Source organism: Psychrobacter sp. Sarcosine-3u-12, assembly GCF_002836005.1.
In the GTDB taxonomy this organism is placed as follows: domain Bacteria; phylum Pseudomonadota; class Gammaproteobacteria; order Pseudomonadales; family Moraxellaceae; genus Psychrobacter; species Psychrobacter okhotskensis.
In genome coordinates this window covers 141128-149115 of the sequence record NZ_PJBY01000101.1, presented here as the reverse complement: position 1 = coordinate 149115, position 7988 = coordinate 141128, and the positions used below count along the sequence as shown (strand labels likewise).

Sequence of the window (7988 nt, the reverse complement as noted above, 5' to 3'; positions counted from 1 at the left end):
ATATCGACGCTTTCTTCATTGATATCGACCCCGAACAAGTTGTTTTCTAAAATACTGTTTTCGATATCAGGGTAAGCCAGACCACTACCAAACAATTTCGTCTCTAGCTCAACGATATACTCATGCTCAGCGATTAAGAAGTTTAGCGCCTCATTTAAGAACGCCCCACTGCCTACCGCAGGGTCACAAATCGTGATTTGTAATAGCCAGTCTCGATACGCATTTAATCTATCTAGAGCTACCTTTTCTTCTTCGATTCTCTTATCTGTTTTTTTTCGTTTTTTACCGCTTTTATTAATAGTAATATCTTGCTCATAATCTTCGTCATTCAATGCTAACGCTAACTTTTTGTCTTCACAAAGCTTGCCGACTGTGTTTTCGACGATATATTTGGTGATGTACTTTGGCGTGTAAAACACGCCATCTTTTTTGCGCTTGGTTTGCGATTTATCTACCACCTCACCTGTCAGCTGCGCCTTTACCTCATCAAGCTCTGATAATGAGTTTTCAAAGATATGACCTAAGATATTGACGTCTACCTCACTGTCAAAGTCGTATTCGGAGAGTATCTTGATATGGGTCTGTAGAATATCATCGCTGATGATGACGCTGTCCAGCAGCTCGTCAGTGCTGAACAGTCCACCGTTATAGGCGAATATCTCGCTATACTCATCTTTATGACCTTTATCCAAATAACCAAAGTACGCTTTGACCCTATCGTACAAAGGCACAGTCATTTTTAGCGATTTCCACTTCTCCCATTCGCTGATGATTCCCTTTGCAAAGTTGGCAGGCAACAGATGACTGTCCTCAGCGAAGAAAATAAACAGTAGCCGATCGAGTAATTTTTGTGACTTTTGAAATAATACTAAATTGTCTACGCTTGGGTTATTGGTGGTCAAATCATTGAATAATTCACGTTTAAACACCGAGTAATCTTTATAAAGCTGCTTAGTTATCGCTTCTTCTTGAGACAATGATGCCGACTTGAGCTTGGCAGGCAAATCGTTCATGATGCTGTCGCGATTGAGCAATAAATACAGTAATGCAAAGTCCTCTTGAGCCAAAGTGAATAGATTGAACTCTATAAACTCAACCGCATTATCGATATACAAACGTAGCTTTTGAAAGTTAGAGGTGATGACATAGCGGCACTTAGGTTGATTGTTTTTATAGCCAAAAGCTTGCTGCTCAATTTTGCTAAGGTCAGTGGTATTCATACCTTTTAGCTCAATCACGCCAATAGCATGACCGTCTTTGAGTATCGCGCCATCAGCCTTTTTACTGCCCGTTTGGTTTTTGAATTCTGTCGTTATATCATAGTCAGGATTGGGATTTAGCGTGTAACCAAAGACATCGACGAATAAGTCACGCAAAAAGCCTTCTTGATACTGCTCTTCTTTACTTAGGCGGATGTTGTCTTGCTTTGATAAGTTTAAAAAACAATGGCTAAAAGTCTGCCATGCTGTCTCTAGCTGAGTGTTATCAAGTTCACGGACATACTTTTCGATGACGATAGATTGGAACAGAGACATATGAGCGCCTTTACAATGAAATAAATATGGTCAAGATGATGAGCAAACGTCTACTATAGCAAGCTCTACTCATCGGATAAATGCCTAAAGACTATTATCACTCATATAGAATCTCTGTCATGAGTCGTTGATATCTTGAACGATGTCATCAGCCATTAAATGATTCAAAAACCTTGCCAAATTTGCTACACTACGCGCGCATTAGCCAATTCCACAATTACGCTAGTGTTATATCTCATTCTAAACCAACCAAGTCTATTTCAAATGAATGCGATATAAGGAAGCCGAGCACAGATTGTACCCAAAGTACATCAAGCGAGGATGACACAATAGCGTGTTTATTTGAACCAGACTGCTAACCCAACGCACTAGGTTTGCGACCTAGCCAGCAGGAGAAAAATATGAGTACCATTCAAAATAGCAATGCGGATACCAATCTGACCGATAGTAAGTCAGCCCTAGCCTACGATAGCGTCACCAATAACATCGTCGTTGCCGCTCTTTATAAGTTCACGCGCTTTGCAGATTTTGAGCAATATCGCGAGCCAATTTTAAATACCATGCTTGAGAATGAGGTCAAAGGCACTTTGTTGATTGCCGCTGAAGGCATTAACGGGACGATTTCTGGTACGCGCCAAAGTATTGACACCGTCCTTGACTACCTGCGTAGTATCGAAGCGATTGGCAGTTTTACCTTCAAAGAATCTTATACTGATGCTCAGCCTTTTTATCGTACTAAGGTGAAGCTGAAAAAAGAAATTGTGACAATGGGCGTAGAAAATATCGATCCTTTGCAATCGGTCGGTCGTTATGTAAAACCAAGCGAGTGGAATGCGCTTATCTCAGACCCTGAGGTTATTTTGATTGATACGCGTAACGATTACGAAGTGCAAATCGGTACCTTTCAAAATGCCGTCAACCCAAATACCGAAACCTTCCGCGAGTTCCCAGAGTACGTCGCAAAAGAGCTTGACCCCGCTAAGCATAAAAAAGTTGCGATGTTCTGTACCGGTGGTATCCGCTGTGAGAAGTCTACAGCCTATTTGCGCGAGCAAGGCTTTGAAGAGGTCTATCATCTAGAAGGCGGCATCCTAAAATATCTCGAAGAAGTGCCTGCCAGCGACTCTATGTGGCAAGGCGACTGCTTCGTCTTTGACAATCGGGTTTCGGTCAATCATAACTTAGAAAAAGGCAGCTATGAGCAATGCTTTGCTTGTCGTATGCCCATTACTCAAGATGACATGCAAAGTGCGGCTTATATCAAAGGCGAATCTTGCCCGCATTGTATCGATAAAGCCACTGACGAGCAAAAAGCACGATTCCGTGAGCGCGAGCATCAAATGCAGCTGGCGAAAAAGCGCGGCGAAGCGCATATTGGTAGCGATGTGATGGACGTTATAGAAAAGCGTAAAGCGGCAAAGATTGAAGCGCGAAAGCAGCAAGAAAACGCTAAATCTAAACAATAGAAATCAGCAAACACTTAACGACACTAGCGTCTATTAGAAATGCGGGTTTATTGAAAATGAGGGTTAAAAGAAGGGACCAACAGCGTATCTTCTTTTAACCCTTTTTTTATACCGCTGGATAAACCACTTGGTCTTGACTATTTAGCTCAGCTCCTGGTGTCGGTTTGGCAAGATCTAAGCGACCAACGCCCATGATATGATCCACCCTATGGCCTCTCAGAAGTAAATAATCGGTAATGATACGCCGATGGCAACGCCACCATACTGCTTCAGAACACATCAGGGTCAGACGCTGTTTTTTTCCCAGTTGCATGAGTTGGTCGAGAGCGGCTTGAAAAGTATCACTCAACGCATAATCTGCATAGTTATGAAAAGCTTGCACGCGCCATAAATCATTTATCTGCTCATCGACCTGCCTTTGTTTTGGACGTCGCCCGCCAAGGTCGGTGCAGTGCTGATAACTGATACCAACTTGACTGAGCGCTTGTGGAAAAGTATCGATATTAAAAACAGGATTGGTACGAGAACGAGGAAAGCTGCGCACATCGATGAGCAATTCGATATCAGCCGCTTGAAGCATCTCAATCAGCTCATCAAGACTACGGGTCGAATGTCCAATCGTATAAAATGTGGTGGTCATAAGTTAAGCCGTTATCGTATTGTCACATTGTGGTTTTAAGTTTTATGGTTGTCGTCTTATTTTGCATGGTTTTATTTTGCATGCTCTTGTCTTAAATGGTTTTGTCTTAAATGGTTTTGTCTTAAATGGTTCAATGGTTTTGCTCATTCAATATTAACCAGTCTCAACCTGCTCACTCATTAGGACTTTTGTAGGACAATCGTGGTCGAAGGTCGCTAACGCAGTAAAATCAAACAAAGCAATCTAGACCCTATACTTATAACGATACCCAACATAAAAAAATAGCAGACAACCACCAAGGTCATCTGCTATTTCGCTTAACTTACTTTAAGACGTGTTTTTATACCATCAGTATACCGTCAGTCTGAAACGTTATGAGTAATCTATTAGAACAAAATACGGACGCGAATGGTTTCTTCAACGTCTTTTAGCTGATCCAGCGCCGCGCTTGAGTCGTTGTAATCTACGTCCATGACCAAATAACCAACATCGCCTTCGGTCATTAAGCTCTGTGCCAAGATATTGATGTGCGCCTCAGCGAACAGACGGTTAATCTGTGAGAGGACGCCAGGTACGTTTTTGTGAATATGTAACAGACGATGTGAGCCTTCTTTAAACGGAATAGAGACTTCTGGGAAGTTCACTGCCGTGAGGGTATCACCTTGATCTGAATATCGAACGAATTTTTCTGCGACTTCTAGACCGATGTTGGCTTGTGCTTCTTGCGTTGAGCCGCCGATATGTGGCGTCAAAATCACGTTATCGAATTTACGTAGCGGTGATTCAAACTCTTGGTCAGCAGATTTTGGCTCCTTTGGGAATACGTCAATCGCCGCGCCCAAGATTTTGCCAGATTCTAATACCGCTGCTAGATCATCAATCTCGACACAAGTACCCCGTGCGGCATTGATAAAGTAGCTACCGTCTTTCATATGCGCAAATTGCTCAGCTTTCATCATATAGCGGGTGCTTGGCACATCAGGAACATGCAAGGTCACGATATCAGCGGTCGACAGTAATTCTTCTAAGCTGCCGACTTGTACGGCGTTACCCAATGGCAATTTGGTCACCACGTCATGATAAATGACCTTCATACCGAAACTTTCTGCTAACACAGACAACTGTGAGCCGATAGAGCCATAGCCGACGATACCCATGGTCTTGCCACGTACTTCATGCGAGTTGGTCGCAGACTTGCCCCAGCCGCCGCGATGTACGGTAGCATTTTTTTCAGGAATGCCGCGGTACAGCATGATGGCTTCGGCTAACACCAGCTCAGCCACCGAACGGGTGTTCGAGAATGGCGCGTTAAAGACAGGAATACCTAAATCACGAGCAGCATCTAGATCGACTTGGTTGGTACCGATACAGAAGCAACCAATACCAATCAGCTTGTGCGCATGCTCCAGTACTTCACGCGTCAGTTGGGTGCGTGAGCGAATACCGATGAAGTGAGCGTCTTTGATCTTTTCGATCAGCTCTTCTTTATCTAACGCATGACTGATATTCTCGATGTTTTGATAACCAGCATCTGTCAATATTTTTAAGGCATTGTCGTGTAGACCTTCAAGCAATAAAAAGCGGATTTTGTCTTTTTGTAGTGATAACGCCATATGAGAACTGTCCTATAATTGTCTTATAAAATTATCTGAAGGATAATCTATAGTCGAAGCAGTTTAAAGTGGGTACAAGGCAACCGAGCGCAAATAGTACAACTTAGTACATTTAGAGAGGTTAACGCCGTAACCATTTACAAGTGCTTTGACTATACGATGGATGAAACGAAAACAGTCCGGATATCTTACACAAAATTCGACGTCGATGTTAGCAGATTAGATGAATTATTGGATATCAAGCCTGAAAACTTTTTATGCTATAGTGAACTATTATGTTCAATGTTTATTAAACTGTCTTTTTAACTATTTATGCCATGTATGCGCGCGCAAATATTTCATTATATAATAAGCATATTCATGAATACTAAAAACCACATTCGCGACCTTCTTATTATATAAACACAGTTATAGCCGCTTCGTTATATCCATTTAGCGATATAATAATCCCCTTTATGCATAGCGCCTACGTTCATACCGAGATTTGACCATGACCTCTTTATCTAGCCAGCCTACACCTGACACCAATGACAATACCAACGCCGTGCAGACTATTTTACGCACACTGCTTGATAGCCATCAATTTGACGCCAGCCAAATCAAGACCGATAGCGAAAGCCTAGAACATTGGGGCAAAGACTGGACCAAGCATTTCGCGCCTGCCGCCTCTGCCATTGTCTTTCCAAAAACCACTGAGCAAGTGCAAGCCATCGTCTTGCTTGCCAATGAGCACAATGTTGTCTTGACGCCAAGTGGCGGTCGTACTGGTCTGTCTGCTGGCGCGGTCGCGGCCAATGGTGAGATTGTGGTCAGTATGGATAAGATGAACCAAATCGGCAAATTCTATCCTGCTGATCGCTTAGTCGAGATTGAAGCGGGCGTGGTGACTGAGCAATTGCAACAATTCGCCGAATCAAAAGACCTCTACTACCCTGTCGACTTTGCTTCGGCAGGCTCTAGCCAAATGGGCGGTAATATCGGCACCAATGCGGGCGGTATCAAGGTAATTCGTTATGGCATGACTCGTCAATGGATTATGGGCCTGACTGTCGTCACTGGTAAAGGTGATATCTTGCAGCTCAATCGCGGCATGGTGAAAAATGCCACCGGTTATGACTTGCGCCAGTTGTTTATCGGTAGCGAAGGCACGCTTGGTTTAGTGACTCATGCGCAAATCAAGCTTGAGCGTCAGCCACAAGACTTAAACGTCATGGTACTTGGTATGGACAGCTTTAACGACGTCATGAATGTGCTATCAGCCTTTCAAGCAAAGATCGATTTGACCGCGTTTGAGTTCTTTGATGATGTGGCCATTGATAAGCTGATGGCGCACGGCCAAGTACAAGAGCCGTTTGAATCACGCACCAAGTTTTATACGCTACTCGAGTTTGAAGCGCCGTATGAGCCTATCATGGACAAAGCCATGGCAATATTTGAGCATTGTATGGAACAAGGTTGGGTCGTCGATGGGGTGATGAGTCAGAGTCTGGCGCAAGCGGAAGAGCTGTGGAAGCTGCGCGAATATATCTCGGAGACCATCTCAGTATTTACCCCTTATAAAAACGATGTCTCGGTACTGATAAGCTACGTACCTGAGTTTATCGCTGAGATTGATCACATCGTCAGCAGCAACTACCCTGACTTTGAAGTGTGTTGGTTCGGTCATATCGGTGACGGTAACTTGCATCTGAATATCTTAAAGCCAGAAAATATGAGCAAAGATGACTTCTTTGCAGAATGTCAAATCGTTAATAAACACGTATTTGAGACGGTACAAAAATATGGCGGTTCAGTCTCTGCTGAACATGGCGTTGGTATGACCAAAAAGCCCTACCTACATTATAGCCGCAGCGAAACTGAGATTAATTACTTACGCGAAGTCAAAAAAGTATTTGATCCAAACAACATCATGAACCGTGGGAAGATTTTTGATATGTGATTAGGGTCTGTTGATTGATGGTTTAGCAGGAAGTAAACCATTTTTATGGTATAAAAAAGACGCTAGACTGAAAAGTTTAGCGTCTTTTTTGCTCTTAAGCTGGCAATGCATCACTTGTATAAAAGATTAAAAGCGTAAAAGTAGTTAATCTATAAGATGTTTATGATAAATAAAGCAGTACCAATGCGACCATCAACAATAGACTCATACAACCTTGGACGATTAAAAACGCTTGGTGCGGCGCCGCGATATGGCGAAACATATTGCCCAAGGCATTGTAAGTAATACCGGCGGCTTTTATATGTGGCGGCGTATCAAAGGTTTTGATAATTTGTAAAAACTGCTCGGTGCGCTCAGAAGTCCAGCCATGCGGGGTAAACGGTAAAAAAGGAGACAACTGCGCGGCTTGTTTCTTGGTCGCTGGTGACCATAACCAACGCTCCAAAAACAACAAGCGCATGCGCCAATCAACAAAGCTGCGCTGATTGATGACTCGCAATAGCAATACTTCAATATTCTTGTGACGGCTATCCGCAAAAATGCGTTTTTGCAGGTCGAATACCTCAGATTTCTTGCCTTCGATACATTGTAAAAAATGACCATTGCCATAACATAAAGTACCAGTGATACCATGCTGCTCATTATGATCGCGAGCATGACCTTCTACTTCATCGAATATTGAGGCTTTTAGCCGTGCACTGAGGGTAATACTGCTGACATACACCAATTGTATCAGTGCGGAATCTTCTACGGTTTCTAATGTGTCGACCGTGCGCGTTAAGGGCGTCATAAAAT

5 protein-coding genes and 1 pseudogene are annotated in these 7988 nt (G+C 43.1%); 2 read left to right on the top strand and 4 right to left on the bottom strand.

Annotated features, from left to right (window positions below; translation table 11 throughout):
• Positions 1-1535: pseudogene (locus CXF65_RS09270) on the bottom strand (BREX-1 system adenine-specific DNA-methyltransferase PglX); the annotation flags it as partial.
• A 401-nt stretch (positions 1536-1936) separates the two neighbouring features.
• Between CXF65_RS09270 and CXF65_RS09265 the strand changes: the two are divergent.
• On the top strand, positions 1937-3001 hold the full coding sequence (locus tag CXF65_RS09265; RefSeq protein WP_227523238.1) for a rhodanese-related sulfurtransferase: 1065 nt from the start codon (positions 1937-1939) through the stop codon (positions 2999-3001).
• Positions 3002-3107: 106 nt separating this feature from the next.
• On the opposite strand, the gene CXF65_RS09260 is transcribed toward CXF65_RS09265, so the two are convergent.
• Together CXF65_RS09260 and serA are read right to left on the bottom strand one after the other, a co-directional pair.
• Positions 3108-3641, bottom strand: a complete 534-nt coding sequence (locus CXF65_RS09260) for a DUF488 family protein (RefSeq protein ID WP_101211827.1) — start codon at positions 3639-3641, stop codon at positions 3108-3110.
• 386 nt (positions 3642-4027) lie between these two features.
• Complete coding sequence (gene serA / locus CXF65_RS09255; protein WP_101211826.1) at positions 4028-5254, bottom strand: phosphoglycerate dehydrogenase; 1227 nt, start codon at positions 5252-5254, stop codon at positions 4028-4030.
• Positions 5255-5744: 490 nt separating this feature from the next.
• On the opposite strand from serA, the gene CXF65_RS09250 reads away from it, so the two are divergent.
• Complete coding sequence (locus CXF65_RS09250) at positions 5745-7193, top strand: FAD-binding oxidoreductase (RefSeq protein WP_101211825.1); 1449 nt, start codon at positions 5745-5747, stop codon at positions 7191-7193.
• Between the two features lie 160 nt (positions 7194-7353).
• On the opposite strand, the gene CXF65_RS09245 is transcribed toward CXF65_RS09250, so the two are convergent.
• On the bottom strand, positions 7354-7983 hold the full coding sequence (locus CXF65_RS09245) for a BLUF domain-containing protein (protein WP_101211824.1): 630 nt from the start codon (positions 7981-7983) through the stop codon (positions 7354-7356).
• Positions 7984-7988: the final 5 nt, after the last annotated feature.